General features: G+C 43.2%; 20 protein-coding genes. 2 read left to right on the top strand and 18 right to left on the bottom strand.

The window, feature by feature from the left end; all coding sequences use genetic code 11:
• Positions 1-288 precede the first annotated feature (288 nt).
• A complete protein-coding gene (locus AACS92_RS08830; RefSeq protein ID WP_099110849.1) occupies positions 289-771 on the bottom strand; it encodes a hypothetical protein in 483 nt (160 codons plus the stop codon).
• A gap of 513 nt (positions 772-1,284) precedes the next feature.
• Here AACS92_RS08830 and AACS92_RS21850 point away from each other — a divergent pair.
• Positions 1,285-1,497, top strand: coding sequence for a DUF3804 family protein (locus AACS92_RS21850; protein WP_153044777.1), 213 nt, complete (start codon positions 1,285-1,287; stop codon positions 1,495-1,497).
• Between the two features lie 52 nt (positions 1,498-1,549).
• Here the strand turns inward: AACS92_RS21850 and AACS92_RS08820 are convergent, their stop codons facing one another.
• From AACS92_RS08820 to AACS92_RS08740, 17 genes are all read right to left on the bottom strand, one after another.
• Positions 1,550-3,100: an SUMF1/EgtB/PvdO family nonheme iron enzyme gene (locus AACS92_RS08820; protein ID WP_099110847.1), complete on the bottom strand. Its 1,551-nt coding sequence runs from the start codon at positions 3,098-3,100 to the stop codon at positions 1,550-1,552.
• Positions 3,090-4,331 carry an ABC transporter permease gene (locus AACS92_RS08815; protein ID WP_241537981.1) on the bottom strand — a complete coding sequence of 414 codons (1,242 nt, stop codon included), beginning with the start codon at positions 4,329-4,331 and terminating at the stop codon, positions 3,090-3,092. Before AACS92_RS08815 ends, AACS92_RS08820 begins: the two co-directional genes overlap by 11 nt.
• On the bottom strand, positions 4,312-5,010 hold the full coding sequence (locus AACS92_RS08810) for an ABC transporter ATP-binding protein (protein WP_241537980.1): 699 nt from the start codon (positions 5,008-5,010) through the stop codon (positions 4,312-4,314). Before AACS92_RS08810 ends, AACS92_RS08815 begins: the two co-directional genes overlap by 20 nt.
• Positions 5,007-6,977 (bottom strand): vWA domain-containing protein, encoded by a 1,971-nt coding sequence (locus AACS92_RS08805; protein ID WP_241537979.1) that lies wholly within the window; start codon positions 6,975-6,977, stop codon positions 5,007-5,009. Before AACS92_RS08805 ends, AACS92_RS08810 begins: the two co-directional genes overlap by 4 nt.
• 42 nt (positions 6,978-7,019) lie before the next feature.
• Positions 7,020-8,042, bottom strand: a complete 1,023-nt coding sequence (locus tag AACS92_RS08800) for a hypothetical protein (protein WP_099110845.1) — start codon at positions 8,040-8,042, stop codon at positions 7,020-7,022.
• Between the two features lie 6 nt (positions 8,043-8,048).
• Positions 8,049-10,730, bottom strand: coding sequence for a putative virulence factor (locus tag AACS92_RS08795; protein WP_099110844.1), 2,682 nt, complete (start codon positions 10,728-10,730; stop codon positions 8,049-8,051).
• A complete protein-coding gene (locus AACS92_RS08790) occupies positions 10,730-13,750 on the bottom strand; it encodes a virulence factor SrfB (RefSeq protein ID WP_099110843.1) in 3,021 nt (1,006 codons plus the stop codon). Before AACS92_RS08790 ends, AACS92_RS08795 begins: the two co-directional genes overlap by 1 nt.
• Before the next feature lie 4 nt (positions 13,751-13,754).
• Entirely contained in the window at positions 13,755-15,149 is a 1,395-nt protein-coding gene (locus AACS92_RS08785) for an SrfA family protein (protein ID WP_099110842.1), read from the bottom strand.
• 371 nt (positions 15,150-15,520) lie between these two features.
• Positions 15,521-16,201, bottom strand: coding sequence for a DUF7424 family protein (locus AACS92_RS08780; RefSeq protein ID WP_099110841.1), 681 nt, complete (start codon positions 16,199-16,201; stop codon positions 15,521-15,523).
• Positions 16,202-16,475: 274 nt separating this feature from the next.
• A complete protein-coding gene (locus AACS92_RS08775; RefSeq protein WP_099110840.1) occupies positions 16,476-17,330 on the bottom strand; it encodes a tagatose bisphosphate family class II aldolase in 855 nt (284 codons plus the stop codon).
• 9 nt (positions 17,331-17,339) lie between these two features.
• Complete coding sequence (agaF, locus tag AACS92_RS08770; protein WP_099110839.1) at positions 17,340-17,789, bottom strand: PTS galactosamine/N-acetylgalactosamine transporter subunit IIA; 450 nt, start codon at positions 17,787-17,789, stop codon at positions 17,340-17,342.
• Between the two features lie 9 nt (positions 17,790-17,798).
• Entirely contained in the window at positions 17,799-18,695 is an 897-nt protein-coding gene (locus tag AACS92_RS08765; RefSeq protein WP_099110838.1) for a PTS system mannose/fructose/sorbose family transporter subunit IID, read from the bottom strand.
• Positions 18,685-19,476, bottom strand: a complete 792-nt coding sequence (gene agaW / locus AACS92_RS08760) for a PTS N-acetylgalactosamine transporter subunit IIC (RefSeq protein WP_099110837.1) — start codon at positions 19,474-19,476, stop codon at positions 18,685-18,687. Before agaW ends, AACS92_RS08765 begins: the two co-directional genes overlap by 11 nt.
• Positions 19,477-19,487: 11 nt before the next feature.
• Positions 19,488-19,970 (bottom strand): PTS N-acetylgalactosamine transporter subunit IIB, encoded by a 483-nt coding sequence (gene agaV, locus AACS92_RS08755; RefSeq protein ID WP_099110836.1) that lies wholly within the window; start codon positions 19,968-19,970, stop codon positions 19,488-19,490.
• 23 nt (positions 19,971-19,993) lie between these two features.
• Positions 19,994-21,196, bottom strand: a complete 1,203-nt coding sequence (locus AACS92_RS08750) for an SIS domain-containing protein (RefSeq protein WP_099110835.1) — start codon at positions 21,194-21,196, stop codon at positions 19,994-19,996.
• Positions 21,193-22,491 (bottom strand): D-tagatose-bisphosphate aldolase, class II, non-catalytic subunit, encoded by a 1,299-nt coding sequence (locus AACS92_RS08745; protein ID WP_099110834.1) that lies wholly within the window; start codon positions 22,489-22,491, stop codon positions 21,193-21,195. Before AACS92_RS08745 ends, AACS92_RS08750 begins: the two co-directional genes overlap by 4 nt.
• Positions 22,492-23,015: 524 nt before the next feature.
• Positions 23,016-23,849: an alpha/beta fold hydrolase gene (locus tag AACS92_RS08740; protein WP_099110833.1), complete on the bottom strand. Its 834-nt coding sequence runs from the start codon at positions 23,847-23,849 to the stop codon at positions 23,016-23,018.
• Positions 23,850-24,795: 946 nt separating this feature from the next.
• Here AACS92_RS08740 and AACS92_RS08735 point away from each other — a divergent pair.
• On the top strand, positions 24,796-25,851 hold the full coding sequence (locus AACS92_RS08735) for a TAXI family TRAP transporter solute-binding subunit (RefSeq protein ID WP_099110832.1): 1,056 nt from the start codon (positions 24,796-24,798) through the stop codon (positions 25,849-25,851).
• The last annotated feature ends 54 nt before the right edge of the window (positions 25,852-25,905 follow it).

Genomic DNA, 25,905 nt, shown 5'->3' with positions numbered 1-25,905 from the left:
GAAACGGGAGAGCTGACTTAAATCTTCGGGCGTTTTGAGATTTTTAGCCAGCTCAGTAGCCAGGGCTTGTAACTGTTTCTCGTCCATCTTTTCACCTGTATTAGTTGATAAATTAAACATATCAAAAACAGGCAATTACACAAATTTAGAAACAGGGTCCCTATAACCGGATTTTTATTAAAAGCGAGTACTATTTTTGATGTCAATCAGACCACTTAAGTTGCTATTTTTCACTCAGACTTATTCACCCCCGGTCACATAGTGCTTTACGATCCCGGGGATTAACTTCTATGATGCCATCAGGCTATCCTGAAGCTCATGAAGCTGGTTTTGCAACTGCTGTAGCTCCATCTGCTTTTGCATTTCCGACTGAGCTGGACGTTGTTGTGATTCACGTATCCGTTTTTCCAGATCAGTAACCTGTTTTTCCATTTGAGCTTTTCCTGCCGCTTTGATTTTCAATTGATTAAGTAGGTTACTCAATGACTTCTGCAAAACAGCCTGAGTCCGTTTTTTATTCTTCAAAGTTGCCCGCGCTGCTTTTCTTTCTTGTTCAAGAGCTTCATAAACTGCCCTAAATTCTTTATTTAATACCTTTTCATGCTGTAATACTTTTTCTTTCTCAGCAACCCTCTGATCCCATGTCCCAGAGTAATTACAGTTAAACTTTGCAATAATACTCATATCTCCTTTCGTAGGATCACATTCTTGTGCATTTGTGACACAACCAGCCAATACTACATTCATTAACAATATCATCAATACTCGCATAATAATTCCTATCAACTTACTTTAATTGCGGTACGTTGTTCATAAAGGCTGTCAAGTTCCTGCTGTAACATGCCAATATTTTTACGCATTTGAGCAATCTGCTTATTTAAATTTTTCGTTTTAGCGCCATCTTTTATCATCTGAACAGAGACATCAGCCCACTGTTTTTCGTGCTCTTTCATTTCTTTAATGGTATTACGCAGGTAAGTAATATTAGCATCAAGCCCTTTCAACTGTTTCTGCATCTGCGCTTTTTTCACGGTTTTTGCAGCAATATCTTTATTAATACTAGCCAGAGTACGCTTATCAGCCTGAATCACCTCTTTGACTACGACAGTGGCGTTCTGAATCCGCTCATTTTCTGCTTTAATATCCTTAATTGCAGCCGCTAATAATTGTTCTCTGCTGGAATATTTTTTACGCTGGCTATCCAGATAAGCATTCGCTCCCACTCCTACTCCACATCCCACAATTGCTGCCGCTGCAATACATATCGCTTTATGATTCACATCACTGAGCATACAAGCCATTGCCCCTGCTGCTGCTCCAGCCAAACAAGACTGCAAACCCGACTTATTAAAAAATTCGACATCTTCGTTCTTAGTTAAACGAGAATCTACTGTTCCTGTTTGTGCAGAAGGCCCACTTGGCGTCTGGCAGGCAACCAAAGTAAAAATCAGGCAAAAAGAAATCATCAAACGTGTATATTTTAAAACCATAGGTTAATATGTCCTTTCTAAATAAAAGTGCTCATTATCATTTATATTCGACGGGCAGTTTATTTATTTTTCTTACACATCTCCAACCAACTATCCCGAGCAACTCTGCCATCCCGCCAATATCCCTGTAGATTCTGCCAATACGTATTGAGATAACTATTTAGATTGGTTTTACCACGAGCCGACATTTCTTGCTGAACGACTCGGAGTTGCGGGGCAATAAGCTCTGCATTATACGTTATGCCCATATCAACCAAGGTATCAGCATAATAATTTGTAATAAAATTTAGTGCCTTTTTATGTTGTTCCAACTGCGTTTGGCGACGAGAACAATTTGCATCCAGTTCACTGCCTGATTGACAAGTTTTTCCATACAGGCCGACTAATCGATCATAAAAATCACCATCATCCTTCAATTTTGTGCATAAAAATGCGCCAAGTTGCAAGGAGGTACGTATTGCCTGATCACGTTGTTCATCACGTAATTGTGCATTGGCACGCAGATCGGCACGTAATTGCGCTAATTGCTTTTTCAGCGAGGCATCTTGGATCTTGGATGAAATACTCCCCAAATAATCAATTGAATCTGTCGATTTGTTCCCTTTATTTTGATGCTCTTCAATACCTAATGTTTTCCACTCTTTAGCAATTTCTTTAATACGATCACGAGAAGTCAGTATCGGAGAAACTAGAACCAAACGAAATCCTATCGCTTTGTTTTTGTTATCGCCTTGGGCTGTATAATAAGGCTCTTCACCACGTAGTGAACTGCGTATGTCACTTTCCGGTGTCAGAAAACTACCGCCCCTGACAATATAGCCCCCTGCCTGACCATGTTGTCGATCCAATTTGTTTAAACGAAAAGGTTCAAACATCATCTCAGCTGTATTACCCAACATATCATGCAGCCCTAATGGATTAGGTTTGAGTAAGCCGGTCAATTGGAGTTTGCCATTGGCTGACTGAGAGCCTGAAAACCAGACATAATGGATGATCCCCTCAGGCATAGGAAAACGTTGGTCACGAAATTCAGATGTGGAAACAGCCAAGCCACCACGGGCGGAAAATTCCCACTCGGTTTCTGTTGGTAGGCGGAGAAAACCCGGTTTCCCATCTTCATTAGGCAGAGTTTCAGGCCGGTTCTTCAATAGCCAAAGATTATATTGGTTTGCCAGATTCATGGCATCGATCCAACCAATGTTCACTTTTGGCAAGCGGAGTCTCATATTTGGCGTCGGACAAGTACCGCTAAGAGCTTGATATTGTAAATCGGTCAATTCATACTTCGCCATTAGAAAATAGCGCCCTTTCCCCGATTTTCCTTCAGCAAAACTACCCGCAATATATTCCGCCCGCGCCTGTTCCAGATATCCCCATTCATCATTTTCGCCTCCTCCGAGGGTGATGCTGTAATCCTGTAACGGTTGGCTGAGAGGAATGGAAATTTTACGAAATACCATCGCACCACCACAGGGCATTGGTAATATCACATCATCAGACAGTGGCTTAGGATTGTAGAATTTTTCTTCCCAGACAGCGCTGGCAGAGAGTGGCAATATACCAAGCACGCCCCCTACCAATGCTATGCTTAGGTAATGGTTAAATTTCACGTAAACTCTCCGCAGGTTCAATTTTTAAAGCACGTAAGGCACCTACCGTCGCAACTCCCAGTGCTACAGCTAATACACTCAATAAGGCAATTACCATATGTAAGGCTTCCAAATGACATACAAATGCCGTTTCCGGTAATGAAGCGCCCAACACACTATTAAACAACTGACTGGCAACAAAATAGAGCAACAACCCCACTCCCCAAGCACTTCCTGTCAAAACTAATGCCTGAATCAAGATAAACCACACTACTGCATGCCGACGGATACCTAATAACCTGAGCACTGCCATGTCTTTCCTTTTGCGATCAATATTGGCCATAAATGCACCCACTAATGAGGCAATACCCCCTGCCGCAGAAATCCAGGCAATAACAGTAAATATCAAACCAAGTACCTGATCGATAGCACGCACTGATTCAATCTGCGCCTGTTGTGTTACCGTGTCGATATTCTGCTGCTGTAACCAACCAGCCAGCGCTGACACACTATCTATACTGCTGGCATATAGACGTGCTTTAGCAAACGTAGTACGTTCTCGGGGAGCAATACCTTCTCCCACATGAAATAACGCAACTTGGTAGCCATCACGGTAATCCTCCATTGCCACTAACAGAGGAAGCGAGACAAAAGCCGCCGGACGAGAGAATTTTGCCCCATCGATTACACCAATAACGGTTAATTGATGTTGGATTCGTTCACGCTGCCCTTCTCGTTTACGCGTAACCACCAGCTTCAGACTATCACCCGCTTCTATCTGTAACTGTTTTGCCGCACTAGCACTGAGCACAACCTGCTGTGCATTTTGTGGTTGTCGGGCATTGACCAGTAGCGGATCGTTTGATGCTGTCGGAATGACTTCTACATTACTGACAAAATGTTGACTATCTCTGACCAAATCAGCCTGAGTATTTAAAGAGCGGGTTAATGGGATAACGAAACCAACATCAGGGCTAGCAGCCAGCTGCTCCAGCCAATTGCGATCATAGCTGCCATTCCCTAGCATACGAACTTCCCGTGTACGCGGATCATCAATCAAGGTATGACGAAGCTGACTCACGATGCCATTTTTTAGTCCAAAAAGCAGTAACAAAGGAGTGATCACAGCAATAAGAGAAAAAATGATACAGAGCGAAACCTTTCGATCATAAATCAAATCAGCCAGAGCCATGCGAGACAGTAACCAGCGGGATCCCCTGATAATAGAAGAATTAACTGGCTGTGAAGACACTTTGTTTTCCATCCACTTTAGCGTAATAACGTTTAAGGCCAAAATTCGTGACTCGCTGCCAATCATGGCTAACAATAATGGAGACCAAATTTAATGACTTCACCATTTCAACAATCAAATTAAAAAGTACCTCAGCATTGTAGGGATCTAATGCCGCTGTTGGCTCATCAGCCAATAATAGCCGTGGCTGATGGGCAATTGCTCGGGCAAAAGCCACACGCTGACGCTCACCAATTGAAAGCTGAGAAGGCATCTTTTTCATTAATCCTTCAATATCTAAGCGAGAAATTGCTGTCTCCAGCCACTCAGATTCAACTGTAAGACCAGCAATTTTACGGGGTAATTGAATATTTTGCGCGACTGAAAGCCACGGAAGCAGGCCACCATGTTGCAGTACAAAACCAAGATCTTTAGCACGCACTTTAGCAAGCTGTTTTTCATCTCCCGTCAGTATCGGTACCGCAATATCTTCGGGCGGATTACCCAATTGATAGCAACTCAAATTATCCGGTTGTAATATGCCGCCGATCATTTCCAATAATGTGCTCTTTCCACAGCCACTCGGCCCCGTTAGTGCAGCCACTTCCCCCGCACTAAGCGATAGCGAAGGCAGGCTGACAGTTAGACCCTGTTCTGCCGATCCTCGCTGTACTTGCATTGCTTCAATGCGCAACATCATGGAAGGTTTTCCAATGGAACAGGATAAACGTTATCACGTGGGTCACTGCCAGGTGCTAACGAAATCCAGCGGTCAACATCTTCGTTATAACGTTGATAATAGTTGAGCTTGATGTTGAGACGACGGATAAAACGCTCTTGTTCTAAACCATCCCAACTTTTCCAGGTTTCTTCATCCAGACTCAACACTTCACTGAGATAAGGTAACCCTTCAATGTATTCACCCAACAACCCCATTTCACTCAACTTGGTAGCCTGTTTATTTTTCGCCTGTTTAGGATCATTTCCCATCGTCGCAGCTAATGAACGCAGGCTAGCAAACATATCATCTGGCGAAATTAAACCTTCATTGGCTGAATTAACAATCTTCTTCATTACTTCACTCAGATCACTCAATTCGCTCTTTGTCAGTAAAACCTTCACTTCGGTTGCTGGAATATTTTGATTCACCAGATCGCGATCACTTATCCAAGATTTAAAAACAGTTGGCGCATGTGTACCCTGTTTATTCCCGAGGTAGGCCAAGCGCATCGCATGTCCCAACTGGGCGGTATCCTGTAGAAGCGCTCCTTTGGTTAGTACCTCATTTTTACCAAAATAGGATTCATTAGCACCAAGGGCGCTACCTACTGTCTCCTCACCACTCCAAGCCGTTTTAATCTGCCCGGTAATAGCACTAGCAAGATTATCAACCATCGTACCAAAATTGTTCACATCACCAGAATCAATCGGATAATAAAGTGGTTTATGCAGGAAAGCGTTGAGAGTCATCTCTCGGTACTGATTCTCCGCAAAAGCGTGGTTTTTACGCCCTGATGGTGTTTTCAGGTGAAGTGTATACAGTGCTACTCCACGGTAAGTGGCTTCCAAACGAACCTGAGTCGCATCCAGCCGGGTAGAGGACAGCTGATCATCCCCATCCAACGCTCCGGCATCTGTCACTAAGATCACATAACGCGCCCCAAATTTAGTCCAATCCACTTTGTCCAAAGCTGTCATAATACCGGCATATGCATCTTCATTAACTTTGCTGCTGGAGACTTTAGCCTGTTTCAGATCACGCACTTTAGTCAAAAAATCCTGACCATCTTTGACTGTATTAGGATCAACATACATTTTGGTGTCATATTCCAATCCCGGCACCGCAGCAATATTTGAACGGTAAGCGACAAGACCAAATTTAACTTGCCCCAGCAGATTTTCCTTTTCAATACGCTGGTAAATTTTTTCAATAGCCTGCTTCGTGCGCTCAATATAAGGCCCCATTGAGATGGTAGAATCAATCACAAATACCACCGATGCCGAGAACCCCTTGATCATATTTTTCTCTTCATCAGGGGTAATTCTTGTATCCTTATTTTTGAACGCATTGGCAGAATTCGTTTTCCCCCCAGCTTCACTTACCGAGGCAACATTAAGCACGCGCACCTGATAGCCCGAATCTGTAAAAATGTCATCAGAATCCAACACTGGTAATAGGTAAAAGTTTTTTTGCTGATCGATCATGTAATCAGGTTCACGCGCGAGTACCGAAGGTACAGACGCACCGGTTTGCAATTTTTTCAATAATGGCTGTAATTGCGTCGCTGGCATCGCGTCATTCAGAATATTTTCTACATCCGCCTTATTACGGAAAAACAGCATAGGATTACGACCAGAAGGATTGGTGAAAGCCAGAGTCAACTGCATCTTCCACTCTACGGTACAGTTGGCCTTCATCCACCCCTGAGTATTACCGTAACTATCCGGCCCAACTTTTAACCATTCTTCATTACCCTGCTTTTGACGCTGATAAACGTAGAAACGGCTGAAAGCAGGTTGCACTGTTCCTTTTTCGGTGATTTTTTCCGACAACTCACAACCCGGATAAGTCAGTACTCGTTGGTAGAGAGTTTGCTTTCCTTCCTGTAAAAGAGGTTTTTGTGCTGCCAGCACGGGTGATATCATTAGCCCCAAGGCAGGTGCCATAATACCCGCCATTATCCTATTAAGAGGTTTCATCATCCTTTCCTATTTTTTCAGTATCGCCAAACGTGCTCTGGCCTCTCTGTTTTGTGGATCCTGATTAATCAGCACCTCATACCAATAAATTGCCGTTTGCACATCGGCAACAAAACAGCCGCCCTTTGTTGCTGTTTCTGGATCATATTCCTGTGCATAACGTAAAGCGATTTGCACATCGCCCGACTGGGATTTATAAGCATACAAACGTTGTGCTACATCGCACTGTTTCGTTTTTTTTGCCTGTTGAATAACTTCCAGCACTTGTTTACTGGAAGGCTGGCTCCGTAGACAGCTTTTGACAAAATCCAGCCCGCTGCCTTTGACCATATTCTCAGTAGCACAAGGTGTATTTTCTGATGCACTAACGGTAGCTGGTTCAGGTTTAGTTCCTGGTTTCAGCAACCACCAGCACATACCAACAATAATCGCAATCAAAAGCAAAATTAGGGCGATTAACGGCAATTTATTCGATTTTTTTGCTGGAAGCGGAGATGGTGTTTTAGCAGGTTCATCCGGCTGTATTACCAAAGGCTTAGATGACTCTTGTAGATTCGGCGAAGCAAACTGCTCCGCCAATGGTTCAGTTTCAATAATCGGCGTTTCTGCTTGAGCCAATACGGCTGGCTCCGGTGACTGAGGCACATATTCATTAATATTGCTAGCAGCAGCATACTCTCCTTTTGCCAGTGAGCTCAGTACACCATCAACAATTTTCAGACCACCAAACTCCCGAAAACCTGCTTCATCCACTGCCGTCACGCGATATGCAACCTGACGCTCGGCCAGCAGCGCATCGACCAATACCGGGCCTATGCGGGTTTCTAAATCATCCCCTTTTTCCTGTAATTCAGGCAACCGAATCCACTCTTCATTGTTTATCCACTGCCCTTCTACACTTAAAAAACAGCGATCCTGATTACGCTGGATTGACACCATGACGCTTTCAATCATTCCCTGCCACCCTTCAATATGCAAAGACGCATATCCGGGTTCTGCCGATTCACAAGGTCTCAATTCTGTTTTAATCACAACACATTACTCCGACGACAATTGAATACGTTCAATAATAGTGCCCAGCCGTTCGTTTTGAGCCGCCGTTATTTCGCGTCCGGCAGAATGACCGACATTTTCTTTAATCATTTCTTTCAGACCGATCAACCAATCAAAGATAAACATGGCGCTATAACTCAGTGGTTCGCTTGTCAAACGGTACAAATGTCCATCGTCTTTCCACAATGCCGGATCATGTTTATTAGGGCCGGAAAAGAGGGGATGCCCTTTGTTATATTTGCTCACCGGCCGTTTTTCTTTCGTGATTTTTTGGTATCCCAGCCAAGTGATGAAATCGTTTATGACGTTCAGCACACGGGACACCTGGCGTTCCACCATTTTCTCCCGACGCACACCGGCTTGCTCTGTATTTGCTAATACATTTACCAATTCACCTTCAATATCCATTCTCTGGATCGCAGTGATCAATTCATCCACCAGTGTTTCAATTGTTGGTCGGGGAAGGCCGATAAAATTTGTCACGTTCGTCTGCTCTGGTACAGTACGCAGGTAATTAACCCATAACTTAATTACCTGCTGAGCAAACATTTGTTCATGGCTGAGTGCTGATATACTTTCATCTGATGTATCGCTGAACAGATCAAAATCGCTGCCAATCCCGAAGGTCGCGATTGATTCATTGCTTACCTTATCATCATCAGGTAATTCCAACGGAGTTTCCTGCATATAAAGCTCTTGTAGTGCTTTCCGTTGAGGGATCAAACTCACCAGTAATTCACCATGCATTCCCACCCGACGCTGTAACACCTTGAGAATATCATCTGCAATACGCTCTTTTTTGGCGGATTCTTCCGCATTATCCTGCTGAAACCACGCGATTAAATTTCCTTCAATCAATTCATGGCGGGTTTCATGTAACTGTTCAGCAATACGTTCTAACTTGATTTCACGCTGGGCGACAGTAGCTAAATAGTCTGCCAATCGACGCATACCACCATCATTCAGCTGCAACATGGCATCCCATGCCTGATCCGGGAAAGCGATATGACGCTGAATAGCACTATCTTCCAGAAAGGTTTTTTTCATCAAGGACAGTTTTGGCTCAGTTTCCTGATTGAGTCCAACTTCATTTCCCTCTTTCATCATAATAAATGGTGTAGCCTGACGTGGTTTACGTACCAGAAAAGTATTGTTAAAAGCACAATCAGGCTGCCATTCTTGCATCCATGGAAAATGGCCGAAACGTTCGGTCATGGTGATTTTGACCATTCCGCCCTGTCCCCATACCTCACGCAACATATCTTCTGATTTATTCAGCTCTTGGGTGATCCGTAAATCGAGTTTAGTGACTGCCCAAACTAATCCTGATGGACGACGGGAACGGCTTACAGCATCCACTCCTTGGGTATAACGGATCCACTCGTCAAGTACTCCACCCACATCTTTCACGTTAGATTGTTCATTCGAGGGGGTACAAACGACTAAAACATTCATTTCCTGATTGACGGTATAACGCTCAAACAAGTAAGCCACTTTGCCACGCAGAATCAACTGTGCCAGTGGGTTGCTGTCATCGTTTTCAGTCATTTGCTGAAAATAAGCGGTAGATTCCACTCCCAGACGCCCACGGTAACCGGGGAAATCCAATAAATCGACATCTTCAAATAATCTTTCTTGTGTAGACGAAAGTAGAGGAACATGCAGCTCTACTGTCAATGCTGTAAGTTCAGCCAAAGAAAGAGATACAGGTGCAGATAGCCCATTTTCCAGCTCAGGACATACCTCTACCTGTAAGTCATTACTTTTGTTAAGGCGTTCCAGCATATCGACATTCATAATGCTGTTACTCTGTACTAATCGGCCATTTTGCTCAATTACTAAGACATTAAGCGGTGCTCTGACGACACTAGCCCCTCCCAAACGCTGTAATGTATACGCAAAGCGACGATAAGCCTCTGTGAATTCACCGATATTCCCCCATAATTCACTGAACAGCTGCGCTCGGTCATCAATCGATAACCACGGTGCGAGCTCCACCGCTGCAGGCCAGTATTGCAATGCCATTTTACTCTGGCTTTTTTCCGCATGACGAATCAGATAGTCCCACAGCGAGACCACATCATCTTCCGTTAAACCTGATATTTTCCGTGCCTGACGGCGGTTATTTAGTGAGGTAAGTAAATCACCTATACGTTTTTCATCATAACTCCAGTCAATCTTTTCCTGATTGAAATCATGAATGAATGTATTCGCGAAGATCTTAGCGATTTCCACTTCATTAAATAGCAGCAATTCAATCGGCCAGTCTGGATTGGACGAATGTGATTGACGGCTAAAGCGTGTCACTAATCCTGTTGCCTCTTTGCCACCACCTGGTGGATTAATATGCTCGATAAAATCCAGTTGGTGCTGCCCCATTTGGGTCTCTAACCGCCCATTATCCCCAGCGGCTAATGAAGAAATCAGATAGGATTTCCCCGCTTGAGAAAGGCCAAAAAAACCGATGGTCATGGGACGCATAGCTGCCGTTGCCAGCCTTTGTGCTGTATTCCGGCTACGGCGTAATTTCAGCTTTAATCGTTCTGCTTCAGTATTGAGACGTGGTGCATTTTCACGAACATCGTCAATCCATTCAATCGCCTGATTTGCACCTTCCGCAACACTAAGCCACTCTCTTTTTAACTGTTCAGGAGTAAAATGATTCATTAGATTTTAATACTTCCACTGTCGAGCCAATAATGAATTTCACCCAGTCCATTGCCGGCTAATGTATTCAATTTAAAACTAATATCCTGCTTACGAGGGTTTTGTTCAGAACCAACAATATCTATTTCACTGATACGGAATTTTTCAGGGCTACCATTAGCTTCTGCATCTGGCCCACGCCCCTCTTCTACTTCCAGCTTCAGTCTCAATACTGCATCACCAGATAAAGCCGTCGCTAAACGTGCCCCCGGAATTTTTAAAGTATACAGTGGCGTCGCAGGCCAACGTTCGTTATCAAGCTGGCGAAAACCGATTCGCATTTCACCACGTACTTCAAAGTATTGGTGATTATCCAATTGGAATCCTGATGTGTCTAAATCAATGTTTCTATAAAACACGTTGCTGTCTTTCAACAAGTTGTTACTGTCAAGCATTCCCAGATAACGGATTGTTGAATAAGGCTTAAAATTGGCAGTACGGAAGTAAAAATTACTCAGACGTGATTTTTCCGCCAGAAGACACAACATTGCGCCCACCGCCGCAGTGGATTTAGGATCTTCAATCAGACCTTTCTTATTGAACGGATACCACCCCCCAGTTTCATAACCATGTAAAGGGAGGATACGGGCAGGAGGAACTGGCTGTAGCTGACGGATTAGTGCCTGAATTCCGGGTAAACGAGAGGGACGCCCGGTTAATAACAACATATCGCAATTGTAATACCAAAGCACTTCACACAACGCTCGCAGGCTATGACAAATATTGAAACGAATATTGTAGGCATCAATAAACTCATTATGAAGCTTCGTCAAACTGATATTCAACGGCACATCAAGTATTGAAAACGAGTTATTGTTCCCTATCGGTAAACAACGTTTAATTTCATCATCCACATAGCTACATACCTTATCTGTAGGCAGATGGGGGAGTAACTCACCAAATGTTGCACTAATAACCTGCTCACTGGAGCCTGGGGTAAATTTCTCATAGCGATGCAGAATAGCCAGTGCTATAGGTGAAAATATCTGCAATGTCAGTTGCTGACGCAATACCTGCTTACCCGCATCCAATGCTTCACTGCCGAACAGACGCGACATTACCGCTTCTGCATCTAAATCCTGATAGCCGATATTCAACAATGCGGCCTTGAATGCGGGTTGTAAATAGAATTGGATGATATCTAATAAAATATCGTCACCGGCAACTTTAAAGCCTTCACGAAATAGCTGTGTCGGTACAATACGTACATTACTACCATTGCCATCATCTAAGGTATAGCGGGTAACCACTAAATCGGTTGTACCACCACCAATATCAATCGAAGCAATTTTTAATGTTCGCGTATCACCAGTTTCTACTTGGTTATCTGGACGGATTGTTGCAGCAAAAAACTCCTCACTTCGGCCACCAAAGTAATTTTGGGTTTCGTTATAGAGATAAACCAGCTGACCGCAAGTCGCTTCGTCCCATTTTACATGCACTTCCGGTAGAATACGTTTACGCAAAACGTTTTGTTCTTCTCTTCCGCTTTCATCCACTCCCTGATCCATTTCCTCCCAACCCAATGCCTTCCAGACCAGTCTGATTGCCTGCATCATCGCCTGCTGGAAAATTGCACGCTCCGGCTTAGGCATAGACGGCGGTACGGTAAGGATGATGTTATTTAGCTGGCGAGGAGTACTGGCATGACTCATCTTCAAACGCTGTGCCGGGCTGTTAATCTGCATCAACGCTTGAGCCAATACTTCAGATAACATCATCGTCATCAGGGAGCTGCGGCTATAATCTGGAGTAAACACAGGCATACGTTCAGAAGGTTTTAACGCATACAAAGCCTCACCTTTATCATTGATCATATAAGTCATCGGTGCCGCTGTTGCCTGAGGTTCACGATCCGATTTCACAAAAGCGCGACTAAAACGCCACCCCGGAGAATAAGGCGCCTCATCCCACAAATAACGTTTTGGACTGGAAATCCCTGTTGACCCTTCTGTTCCCAAGCGTTGGGATGCCATGCGGAAGGCTTCCTCTCCTACCCGACCAATAGTTGGCCAGGTAAAAGCATCACTACGGCCACTTTTAGCAGAAAAATCCTGTTTACCAAATTCTGCCTGAGCAAATTCAAGTCGACTGTCAAACGGCTCCGTATAAACATACTGAGGCTCACTTAAGTCACGCAACTGCAATTGATATTTTTGAGATAATCCCTGGTTATCATCCCGGTGTTCTTCAATTAAAATCCCACAACTACGTGAGTTGCCTATATCAAGCACTAAATCAACATTAATTGGGTTATTCTGAAGTTTGACATCATTGAGCTGGATGTCAGGAACTTGCAATAACACATTAAGAGCGTTAATTAAATTAAGATAATGCCCCTGGTGTTCCCTCTGATTCAGATTGTGCTCAATATCTTCATGATATAAACGCCACAATGCAGCCGCACGCTCGGAATAGCTTTCCCGCAACCAATCATCTACCCACCTCAATAACAGAAAATCCCCCATTTCATGGTGATTTTCTGCCAGTGCAAAACCCACCCCAGAACGTACATCATCATCACAGGGAGCCAGATATTGCGTATTCCTTCTGTCTGGAAGAACTTTGGTATCAAAAGCCAAAGTGACGCGCCACGTATTTCCTTGCTCATCCGGTGCATCAAGTGCATGAAATTTTATTCGTGACCAGTTAGTTGGCCCCTGAGCAAAACATTTTGGGGAGTTAAAACGGAAGAATGGCAGTGGTAACCAGATATCATTATAAATCTCAAGTGACTTTTCCAATGCCAATGGGTAATCAGGTTCTGCTGAAAATGCAGCAGAACCTGATGAGGCAGGAACCTGAAAAGTATCTTCCCGTTCATTGTACACCAGACGAATAAGCGGATTATTCTCTCCTCCCAGCAAAAATTCGCCGTAGATTTTGCGGTTAGGAAGTGCAAAAGCAAAATCCAGAAACTGAATACCACTGTCACGAATCAGAGTAACTTTTTCTTTAAAATCAGTAATAGTTGCCAGCATGTCGTTAATCTGCCTCTCGCTTTATCGACATAGGAAATAAAGTTTTTTCGTTATAGCGTCCTTTGCACGCCGTTACACCTTGACTATCTGACTGACAGATAACTTCAGGCATAGTATAAGTTGAACCATCGCTACACTTTGCTTCATCATGGTTATCCAATTTTAAGCTACCGGATTCCATAGCCGCTGTGACAGGTGCTTGGCAACGAATACCATCTCCACGAACCATTTCAACAAACCCTTTTCCATCAGTAACTTGATACATCAATCTGAGGGGTTTACCCGTTCGGATATCCTGAATTCCTGCCCCCGCGTACCAACGTCCATTGAGAAAATCAACGGTTCCTTTTTGTACAGCATTATCAGGGATCACTAATGCATCAACAGATGGAACCTTTAACAATACAGGGGGGGTATTATCGACTGTTGATAAAGGTGAAGGTATTGATACCTTACCAGATGTAGAATTCAGCCCTACAGTCGGTGTAGTAGGTAAATTTAACTGTGTAGACAAAGTTGGATTCATTGCGTCAATAGTATTTGTCTCTGGCGGAGAAACAGCTATTTCTGGTGGTAATAATATTCTTTTTCCATCTTGCAAATTTTTCTCTTCCTGCATTGGAAGTTTAGAAACAAGATGAGTGGAAGGTGATACTCCCCAAAAATACCAATTGGGTACACAGCCGCGCAGTAACATAAGTAAGATAAAAAGCAATAAAATGGGTAACACCCACCACAACCAACGTGGTATTACCCAACGCCGAGTCTGTTTTCCCGCTGAACGGGATATTGAAAGTACTTCTTCTATTTTTACAGATGGCTTAGCGAGTGTTGTAGGAACTGGCGGGATACCAGTAGATTTTCCAGTATTAGAGGGAGCAGGACGGTTTAATTTTAGGCAATCAAAAGGATTAGGGCGAGCCTGTTGCTGAGCATTGACAAATCCCCAAAAAGTCAATACGGGTTTACCATCGACCAAATATACATGATCCTTATCAGGAAATTGTATCGTCTTACTCAACAAGGCCCCAAAAAGACGCATTTCATGCGTCTTTTGACTTAACATTTGAGCACTGAGTTGCTCGATTGCCACTTTATTAGCTTCCAGTTGTTTCAATGCAGCTTGACGTTCATCATCCGTTGCAGCCGCCCAAGGAACAACATTACCGGAAAAGCTCGCGTACCAATCAATACGATCACCTTGTTCATTAACTTGCGGAATAGCCAGAGAGTTAGCTACTTCAGAAAGCTGCCGCAAACGTAAAGTCTCACGTAGTTGTAGTGCTGAAAGGTGGACGGCCTGACCATTCTCCCCCATTGGTAAATAACTTTCGAGCTTATCACCACGTAAAAATGTTTCTTCCACGGTAAACCGTTCCTTGTTATTAAAAATACACATTGATGCACTTCTTTTGCCCAACAGAGTAGAAGAGTTCATAAATAGCAGCAATTCCGAAAAATCACACTGCGGAAAAACGACTACACATATCAAACAGGAGGCATCTTTAGATGTTATTGTAACTATTGCGGAATGGACAGTAAAACCTTAGTGGTTTAATTAGATTACAGGAATTACCGACTGATCTATTTTGATTAGGCCGGTTTTGCAACGCCTTCTCCGGTGCAATATGGATGGAGCCAACGGGGCAACCCCCATGAGACGGAGCCTCGAAGCCATGACAGACGGTCAGTTCTGGTGGCGTTAATCTGAAGCCGCATTTCTGCGGCCTCATTATTGAAAATAATTATTTTAGTTCAAGGCATGGACAGCTATTTTTTAGCTGCCTGTAAGAAATCAAAATAGTCAGGCGTGACAAGAAAAGAAACAAGTTCGCCCGTAGATAAAGCTGAGTTGGAAACATCTGATAATCTGAATTTCATTTCCTTCGCTAGGTTAATTCCACTTGCAACAACCGGGTAATCTTTATTTTTCGCGCTTGTCAAATAAGTACCAAGACTAACCAGTGTTGGTACGGGTTTGGATCCTCTTTCCAGAATAATAGTCATTCTGATATCGAGTTTTCCCATCATATCTTTTTGTGCCTTTTTGATTCTATCAAGCACATCTTTGGGGATCAGCGCACCCGCATAGGTTTTTTGGTGAGAAAGGATAAAGACATCTGCATCATGACTCAGACCATTTTCTGGTGATACTCCTACAGCAACAGGAATAGTGAAATGTGCATAGGAATCAAATTTCTTACGATAACACTCTACATACTCGGCATTTTTAAAAATAGTGGGTATTTTCTTTTTTAATTCAATGACATTTTTTGATTCTTTGCGCGAGTCTTCGTAATCATTACAGGATGAGACTTCAATATCGATGTTGCCCTTAACCAGTTTATGTTCAACCGAGGTAAGATCATCCGTATTCACTTTCGTTTCAACATCAACCTTACAACCAGAAAGAATAAGCACTGAGCTTGCGATCGCTAACCATTTGTTCATTTTGAATACCTTTAGATAACCAAAGTACTTTCATATGGTTATCATATTCAGTAATAACTAACTTATGGTTTTCACTATTTTTGTGACATCGATCAAGAGCTTAACATATATCCTATGGATTTCTGGCTACATCACAGTGGTAAGGGAGTTCATCCCTAGGTGCTTAGATAACCGTATGTAGATAAAAACGGTGGCTGGGGTAAACGAGCGCAGCCAACAAAGAGGCAACCTGAAAGACGAAGTGCATATCAGTCCAATTCATTCGCTATGAAACCTATACCCTCCCTGCACTACCACAAATAGTAATTTTCTTCTCTACTACTTTCTGCATCGCAATTTTACCCGGTGTAATATATTTTCTCGGATCATTAGCATCAGGATACTGAGCGAAATAGGCTTTTACCGCATCAGCAAAAGCAATTTTTAAATCTGTTGCGACGTTGACTTTACAAATACCCAGTGCAATTGATTTATGGATCATCTCCTCTGGTATGCCGGATGCCCCATGTAAAACCAATGGAACCTCTACATGGCGATGAATTTCTTCCAGACGTGAGAAATCCAGATGAGGTTCTCCCTGATAAAGCCCGTGAGCAGAGCCAATGGCCACTGCCAATGAATCTATTCCGGTTCGTTCAACAAATTCTTTCGCGGCTAATGGGTCGGTATAAAAACTGTCTTTACTGTCAACTGTCAAATCATCTTCCTGCCCTCCCAGCCTTCCCAGCTCGGCTTCTACACTGGCATCAAAACGCTGACATAAACGTACAACTTCAGCCACCGTAGATATATTTTTTTCGAAAGGGAAATGAGAGCCATCTATCATAACTGAACGGATCCCTGTTTCTACTTTGTGACGAATATCATTGATATCTTCATGGTGATCAAGATGTAGTGCCAGCGGGAGTTTATTGATTTTCGCGGCTTCTTTGCAGATAGAAACCATGTATTCAAGACCTGCATAAGTGAAGGTACTCGGAGTTCCGGCCAGAATGACCGGAGACTCCATTTTTGCCGCTGTTTCAACCACAACCTGCACCGTTTCCAGATTATGGACGTTGAATGCCGGAACGGCATAACCTTCCCGCTGGGCTTTTTTCAACATTTTACTGTTAGAGATTAAAAACATACGGACTCCTCAGATACCATCTGTGTCATCAGATAATACCTGTTGTTTTACTTGTTGTTGCTGTTGCTGCTGGTGCCACAGACTGGTCAGCCCGCGATGCCCACATTCCAGTGCCATATCACGAAACTCAACCGCATTCATCTCATCACGTACCATCATCATTTCAACAGCGAGTTGCATATTCGTACCCGTAATAACCTGCCACTGAGGGTGAATTAAAGCCAGTTGAGCCGCCTGACGAAAAGGAGAACCCCCTAACAAATCTGTCAGGAAAATCCCCCCTTTCCCCGAATCACACGCCTCTCTGGCGGTATATAATTCCTGAGACAGTTGCTCTGTGGTCATACCATCGGGAAAATCAATGGCAATGCATGACGACTGTTTACCAATAATCTGCACCACCGCCTGTAACAGACCACTGGCAAACAATCCGTGTCCTGTGATTACAATACCCAGCATGTTTTTTCCTTATAAAAATCCCACCAATTTACCAACAACCCCAAATACGGCTGTGATACCGATAAGTTTTACTGGCGAGAAACCGCGTTTCATCAGCCAATAAACCAGCAAAGTAAAGGTGAGAGGCAACAAATTCGGCATCAGCTTATCGAGAACGTCGGTCTGCAATGCGATTTTTGCCTCACCAGCCTTCATAACAAAAGGTGTCGAAAGATGGACATAAGAAGCCACAAGCGCGCCAATAACCGTCATACCGACAATCGAAGCAGCATGAGAAATGTTTTTTGTATGAACTTTTAGCATGGTTATCGCTTTGGTGCCGGTGTGATAACCGTAATGCGCCAGACCAAAACGCAGCGCAAAATGCACAATATTGAACATCAGAAGGAACAGAATGGGCCCCAGAATACTGCCCTGTAACGCTAATGAAGCCCCGATACCCGCACAGATTGGCAATAATGTTAACCAAAACAGCGCGTCACCTATCCCGCCTAATGGCCCCATCAGGGCAACTTTTACCGCGCGGATAGTGGAAATTTTCTCTTTACTGCGCTCCATCGCCAACACCAGACCAGACAGGAAAGTCACATCAAACGGATGGACATTGAGAAATTCCATGTGCATTTTCATCGAGCTAGTCAAATCGTCAGGATTTTTGTGGATCTTACGCAACGACGGGATAAGCGTGTAGAGCCAGCCTCCGGCCTGCATACGTTCATAATTGAAAGAAGCCTGTAACAACAAAGAACGCAGGGCCATAACGTTGATTTCACGTTTAGTTAAATCTTCTGCCGGTGTCATATCGATATAATCATCACGATCTGCCGAGTTGCTATCCTGAGCGATATCCTTTCCATGCTTGCGACTTTTTTCAGACGCTGCCTTATCCAATTTATTAAATGCCATCTTGCATCTCCTCTGCGGAATTTGACTGTGATGATGTACCTTGCGGATTCCCATTATCGTCACGAGTACGATTGAAAAAATCGATTAAAGCAATTGCGAGTGCACCCAGCGCGACAGCAATGATCGGTAATTGCAGGAAAGTGATTGAAATAAAACCCAGAATGAAATAAGCCACATAGGTTTTTTTCATCATGACTTTCATTAACAATGCAAAACCAATAGCCGGCATCATGCCACCCGCAACAGAAAGACCATCAAGCAGCCATTTTGGTGCTTGTTGTACAACGGCTCTGGCAGTATCTGCACCAAAGTAGATAGGCAGGAAGGCAACAATAAAATAGAAGCAGAACAGGATAATGAGACCAAAATAGTTAACCCATTCTATCCCGCGCCAGTTGCGTTTTTTTGCCATCTGATCACATTTGTGCATCATCGGTGAATAAACGGTAAACAGCAGTGTGATACAGCCCTGCACAGCGATAGCAAAAGGCACTGCAATACCCACCGCGACTTTAGGATCAGCCTGTGTGAGAATGGCAAAAGTCGTCCCGATTATCCCGCCAATCACGACATTGGGAGGTTGGGCTCCAGCCAGCGGCACCATTCCCATCCAGACAAGTTCTAACGCGCCACCAACTAATAACCCAGTCTGGATATCCCCTAAAATCAGTCCGACCAACGGCCCGATAACAACCGGGCGGTGGATATGTGTCAATCCGTTGAATAAATCAATCCCTGCTATGCCTGCCAGTATTGAGATCAAAAGTGCGTCAACAAACATATTCACTCCCCTCAGTTCAGAAGATTAGCGATATCTTCACCCGATTCATCCGGTACTCGACGGATTTCACAGGGAATACCCCTTTTTTGTAGTTCGATAAAAGTCTCAATATCCCCTTTATCAACAGCAACTGTTTTATGGATCTGCTTTTTTCCTTCTGAAAAATGCATATTCCCGATATTTACAAAATGGATTGGAACATTACCTTTTACGAGTGTCAGTACATCCTGCGGTGTTTTACAAACGATGAAAATTTTCTGCCGTTCCGCAGCGTTATGAATAACATCAATCGTTTTTTGCAGAGTAAAATAGCGAGTCTGGACACCATCAGACATCACCATGTCCATAAGAGACTGCTGAACAAGATCATTTGCCGCTTCGTCATTCGCCACCACAACCAGATTGGCACCCAGAGAATTTGCCCAGGTAACGCCAACCTGCCCGTGTATCAAGCGATTATCGATACGGGTTAATAGGATATTTGGGGTAGACATGAGAACTCCTTTTACTATTCTGATTAGGTATAGTCTGATCGGGTATAGGGATAAATCTGAACGCCTTTTACTACTCGGTTAACTTCACCTGTCGGGCATGGGTTATCGGGAGAAAGGCCAAGCGCCAGTGAGGTTTCAAAACCCAGTAGCTGAAAAAAAAGTAAATACGGAAAAATAAGCCAGCTATCCGGTAAGTCGGCAAGAATTTCCAGAGATTCAGGATGAGGCTGACTGGTTAGGACGATGATTTGTTTTGCCAGACCATCGCGTCTGAGTTCATTGAGCAAATCGATATCATAATGGCGGCAATGGGGATCAGCGGAGAGCATAACAACCACTAGCGTATCATGATCAATCATAAACTTCGGCCCGTGCCGTACTCCCATGCAAGAGTCATAACGTGTTGCTATCCGGCCTGCGGTTAATTCCAGCATTTTGAGCGCACCTTCTTCAGCAATACCCGCAAAACCGGCAGTGCCCAGCGCAATCATTCGCTTGAATCCCAGCCCGATAATTCGCTGGATCAGCGGTTGCCAGCCAGATGCCTGTGTTTCACACAGCGCAGCTACTCTTTCCAGAGCATCTTTTTGCGTTGCCATATCAAAAGTCCGCTCACCCAGAAGTAACAGCGTTGCCAACGCCATACAGCTGAAACTTGAAGTCATGGCAAAGCTACGATCGTTGGCCCCTTCCGGCATAATTAACGAACAAACATGTTTTCTGCTCTCAGCATAACGAGCCAGTTCCCCTTCCGGATTACAAGTCAGGATCAGATGGTGACAATCAGCCAGGAGAGAATCAGCCAGTTGAATGACAGCAATACTTTCAGGACTGTTACCGGAACGGGCATAAGAAACCAGTAAAGTGGGTTTAGTCGTATCCAGATATTGCAGGGGAGCAGGGACAATATCTGTGGAAGCAACGGCCTGAATATCAGGCCCGCATTTATTTCCGCCACCCAATTTTGCCTCAGACCACCAGATTTTACGCAGATAGGGAGCAATCGCCTTCCCCACAAAGGCCGAAGACCCTGCTCCACACAAAATAATCTGTAAATCCGGTTTTATGAACAACTGCTGGAGAAAAGGTTGCCAGTACGGCCGACTGTGTTGCAGTTCATGATACAGAGTACGCCACAATCTGGGCTGATGCTGGATCTCTTCCGCTGTATGATGAGCCTGATGTTCAGTCAACCACTGAGATGAATGAGGGAAAAAAGCCGTCATAATGCAATCCCTCCTGCTTCACAAGCCTCTGCGTAATCCCTCAGTATCTGTCGGATTTTATCCATAACCCATAGTTTGGGATCATCATAAGCAAGACTACCAGCATTAATGGCTTTGGCCTGTTCAGGCAAGTACTGGCTTATCATGGAAAGAGGGAGCGGCCTGCGCCGCAGGTTAGAGAGCAACTTTTCAACAGCAGATTCAACTTCAGAATTGGCCCAGTAGTAGCGGATGCGATCACTTAAACTATATTGGCGATCAAGATACTGTTCATGAGCATTGCCTTTATAGTACGAACGCCAATATTCCGGCTGATTGCACATAACCTGCTCCAGTGTTTCACTTAAATGAACAGCCTCTGATTCTCCATTCCATTCGCGATCCAGCTTATCAAGAGCAAACAGCCCTTCCCGCAAGGCAAAGGTTAGTGCCGGACCCACTTTTAGAATGGCAAAGTGATCACGAACCAGATTACGATAAGTTTGTGGTGTCTGGTAATCCGTTGAATGAGCTTCATAAACAATATTCGGTTGTGTCGCGATATACTGACTGAGCGAATACGCTTTTTCCGGTTGATAATGTTCAATTTGGTGATTACCGAACTCAACACCCGGCTGCACAACCAATGCAATGACTCGCGGCCAAACGTGTGCCAGATGTGCTTTCACCCATTCTGCCCGATGAATTTTCAGTGTAGATGCCGCAGAAACAGGGGTCGTCACCTGCATTTCATCCACAACGTCTTCTTCCGTCGTTCCCCCCGGAACAGGAACTTCTGTACCAATCACATAAACCGGTTTTTCACCGCCATTGATCTGCCAGCTTTGTTCAGCAGCCAGACAAAGACGGGCTGCCCGTTTAGCCACAATGTCGTCAGTCAATGGGACAGGATCGTCGGCGCAGGACATGGAGCAATCGAGATGAATTTTACGAAAGCCAGCAGCGACGTAATCATAAATAAGGGTTTCTGCAAGTGTCATCGCTTCTTCAGCAGGTTGATCCTGCCAGGCGTTAGGCCCCAGATGATCTCCTCCCAGCCATATTTTTTCTCTCGGAAAACCGATTAAATCTGCGATCTCCCAAACTCTATTACGAAAATCAGCGGGCTTCATTCCGGTATAGCCACCAAACTGGTTAACCTGATTGGATGTGGCTTCAATCAATACGTGAGTTCCCCGTTCTCTAGCGAACCGGAGTGCACTTTCCAGTACCCAGGGATGAGCGGAACAAATAGAGTAAATGCCGACTGATTCACCCGATTTATGTCGATGGATAAGCTGTAATAGCGATTGCATAATGTTTCATGTCTCCAATACCTTAAATAGACTAATTTTTAGTGTCATTCTTAATCCCTACTACTGCACTACACGGCGCTTATGGACTTGAATAATCAGAATGTTGAGTAAAAAGTGATAAGCAAAAATGACGGGAGAAAATGATTAAGCATTGGTATTAATAACACGAAAACATTACAGCAAAGGAAAACAACCGAAACTGTGATCCTGATTAAAAGTTTATTTTTTTGGAAAAGTGTGGAAAAAATACTTATTTTTCACATAAAAACAAAACATAATTTCTTTTAATAATTTTTAACCAAATATTTATAATTGGGATATTCAATAAGCTAGAAAATTTATGACAATATTAAACGATATATTTTGTCGAAAATTAGTAAGAAATATTAAAGAATTGTTCAAGTGATGGAAATCACAAAACAATAAAAAGCCTCATATATCTGGCTGATCTGAGGCTGGGCACTTACATGGATATATCCAGATAAATAATGCAGGTAATTCCCAGCCACTCATTAAACGAATGATTAAAAATCACAAAGAAAATCAGCAAGTATAGGATTAAATCGGGTTGGAGCCTCCCAAAACGGGGCATGATCCACACCCGCTAAACTAATAACCTGCTCCTGCCAAAGATTTTGGTAATTCAGGCCTTCAATATACTGCGCATTAATGAACGGATCTCCGCTCCCATTGACGATAGCCAAAGGTATTTTGCTTGTTTCAGCCAATAATCGTTGATCTGTTGCCTGTGGAGAAGTAAAGGCTTCAAACATATACTGGCGTGATAAACCATCCGTTCTCGCCACCGCATCAAAAATAAACTGATCATGAGGCGCATTAATACCTACTGTCTCATAGGCATAATTTTTCACATCCTCTTCAGTAAAATCAGCCTTACCTGCAAGCCCCATATGTTCGCTCTGACGAAAACCAAGTGCGACATTATCTTTACCGGCGGCTACAGGTGGTGTACCACAAATCATCAACCCAATCATTTTGGGAAACAAAGCCAGCATCTCCAGTCCGATATGCCCGCCTAATGACCAGCCGAAAACAACAACTCTGTTTATGCCGATCTTTTCCAGTACTTCAATAACAGTATGGGCATAGGCAGGCATTGAATATGCCTTACGGGGCTCACTGGCATTGGAAGATGCCCCGTGTCCCGGTAAATCAAGAGCCAAAACCCGATAATTCTTTTTAAAGTACTCTACTTGATGACAAAATATTTCTTTACTACTTGAATTCCCATGTATAAATAAAACAGGTAACCCGTTACCGCCAGAATCCGATACTGAGATACGCGCATAACGGGTTGATACATCATAGTAGTGAATACCATTGTGTGTAGCAGCCATGATTTATCTCCTGATGAGGTAATAACAGAGTAGTCTTTATATAGGAAGAAGTTATTAACGACAGGTCTTCATAAAAGTAGCATGACTCTACGGTATTTTTTCTCTCATCTCAATGAATAACATTCATATAAAACTGTTTTTTTTCATCAATGATTTTTAAATAAATAATATAAATAATCGATTTATCAATATCATTGATAGTTTATAACCCTCTTATTTCAAATTTACTTCTTATTATTTAAAATAAAGGGAGCCAACTTTCTGCCGAACTGTTGTTTTTATAGAAACATCAACTGAAAAGTCAAACCGTTTAGCATTCCCTATAGAAACTATTTCTCATTTTCTCCACAACCAAAGAAAATGGGGAAATAAACCGCATGACATTCATCTTAAGAATAAATTTAGGCACAGTGACAATTATGTCACTTAGATCAAGATTCGATGATAAAAATAAAAAAAGCAATAATTTATCATTTATAATTAATATGTTCCCATCACATTACCCTGAACTATAAAATCATTAAAATAATGATACATTGTTTAGAAAAAACAGGCCTAATCACCAAAATATCATTCAACACTAAAAAATGTCCTTGCTATGCCGACTATCAATAATGTTTAAATACGCAAAACCATAGATACTTCATTATTATTCACTGAATTATTTAATTGATCATCTTTGATATTTTTTGCATTAATGAAGATGTAAGTTAATGAAATTGATAAAGACGTGACTCCGTTCAAACTTTCACAATAAAGCCCCGTAAAAACATTAGATTTATGATTGTGGCAATTATATTTATATTTTACCTTCTTTATGACTCATTAAACTATCTCATAGCATAATGCAGTCATTTACAAAAAGAAAAACAGATAAGTTCATACTTACATTAACTATAAATGAAACACCACATCATCAATTACACAATTTTCGGTAAACCCTATTATGTCAGTCACAAAAATATTAACACCCAAAAGAACAAAAGCACTGCTGGCAGTCATCGCTGCTATTGCCTTAATTTTCATGGCTATTATTGGAAAAATGAAGAATGCCGATAAACGATTTCTTTCCGTTGCCACGGCATCCACAGGAGGAACCTTTTACCCGATAGGCGTCGGGCTTGCCAATGTGTGGAGCCATCACCTCAAGGATGAAAATATTCAGGTCACAGGCCAATCTTCCGCAGGATCAATTGAGAATATTGATTTACTCCAGAAAAATGAGGCACAGCTTGTTATTTTACAAAGTTTGATTGCTGTTGAAGCCTATCAGGGTGTCCGTAATTTCGAAAATCGGCCTTATCAGGATCTGCGTTCCATCTCGGTACTCTGGCCTAATGTCGAACACTTTGTGATGATGGACGATAAAATCAAAGAGGGTACGTTAAACGACATCGCCAATACCCGTTTTTCCGTTGGCCCACAAGCCAGTGGCACAGAGCAGTCTACCTTGATTATTTTGCAAGGGGTCAACCTTAGCAAGAAAAATATTAGCCCGGAATATCTCGGTTACAGTGATACCGTTTCTGCAATGCGCGATGGCCGTCTTGATGGTGGCGCAATACCTGCGGGGGTTCCCGCCTCAGCGGTCACGGATATGTACGCCAGCGGTGTCTCTGCTCGTATCCTGAATGTGACCGATCAGCAATTGAAGCAGATTAATGCTATCGCTAATTCTTGGTTTCGTTTTGTCATTCAGCCAGAAACTTACCCCCGTCAAAGTGAAACCGTTCACACGATTGCTCAGCCCAATATTCTGATGACCACCCGTGAGATTGATGAAAAAATCGTTTATGAATTAACAAAATCAATGTTTGAAAACCTGAAAGAAGTTCATCAAATTCACAGCGCGGCCAAATATATTTCCCCGGAAAATGCCCTTAAAGGCGTTGCCGTTCCGCTGCATCCGGGAGCCTACAGATATTACCGGGAAATCGGGCTGCCTATTCCTGATGAGCTTATCCCGCCGGAAATTCATGCAGCCACAGCTCAACCTCAGTAATGAGCAAATTGTAAGCCCCTTCTCGTCCGATTATGTGTTTTCATAAGGAATCAT

This window comes from Xenorhabdus sp. KJ12.1 (assembly GCF_963876495.1).
GTDB classification, from domain to species: domain Bacteria; phylum Pseudomonadota; class Gammaproteobacteria; order Enterobacterales; family Enterobacteriaceae; genus Xenorhabdus; species Xenorhabdus stockiae.
The sequence above is the reverse complement of the archived record's forward strand: the minus strand, read 5'-3'. Positions and strand labels throughout refer to the sequence as shown.